At 65.4% G+C, this 702-nt stretch carries 2 pseudogenes; both read left to right on the top strand.

What is annotated here, in order from left to right:
• Positions 1-160, top strand: a pseudogene (locus AKL29_RS44425) (protocatechuate 3,4-dioxygenase subunit beta); the annotation flags it as partial.
• Positions 161-702, top strand: a pseudogene (gene pcaG, locus AKL29_RS04900) (protocatechuate 3,4-dioxygenase subunit alpha); the annotation flags it as partial.

Raw genomic sequence — 702 nt, 5'->3', positions numbered from 1 at the left:
TCCGTTCGATCCGATCTTCAACTCGGTGACCGACGAGAAGGCGCGGGCACGGATGATCTCGTCGTTCGATCCCGAGAACACCCAGCCGGAATGGGCGCTGTGCTACCGCTTCGATATCGTGCTGCGCGGACGCAATGCCACGCCGATGGAGATCAGGTAAGTGTCGAACCCGCGTCCTGATGGAATCACGCCTTCGCAGACCGTCGGCCCCTACTTCAAGTATGGCCTGACGCCGAACGGCGAATACGAATGGAATGACGCCTTTACCAGCAACCTGCTGACGTCCGATGTCTCCGGCGAGCGCATCCGCGTCGAGGGCAAGGTCTATGACGGCGACGGCGCCATAATCCCGGACTGCATGCTGGAGATCTGGCAGGCCGACGCGCAAGGGCGCTTCTCCGATCCGCAGGATGCGCGGGCGCTGCCGAACTCCTCATTCAAGGGCTTCGGCCGCTGCGGCACCGACAAGGGCGGCGGTTACGCCTTCGACACCATCAAGCCGGGCATGGTGCCGGATGCCGACGGCAAGCCGCAGGCGCCGCACATCGGGCTCGCGGTGTTCGCGCGCGGTATGCTGTTGCACCTCTACACCCGGATCTATTTCGACGACGAAGCCGGCAACGCCGCTGACTCCACGCTCGCGCTGGTGCCGGCCGGGCGCCGCGCGACCTTGATTGCCAGGCGCAAGGCCGGCGCGGGCAC

The sequence above is a fragment of the Bradyrhizobium pachyrhizi genome (genome assembly GCF_001189245.1).
GTDB lineage: Bacteria > Pseudomonadota > Alphaproteobacteria > Rhizobiales > Xanthobacteraceae > Bradyrhizobium > Bradyrhizobium pachyrhizi.
This window is presented reverse-complemented; position numbering and strand designations above follow the sequence as displayed.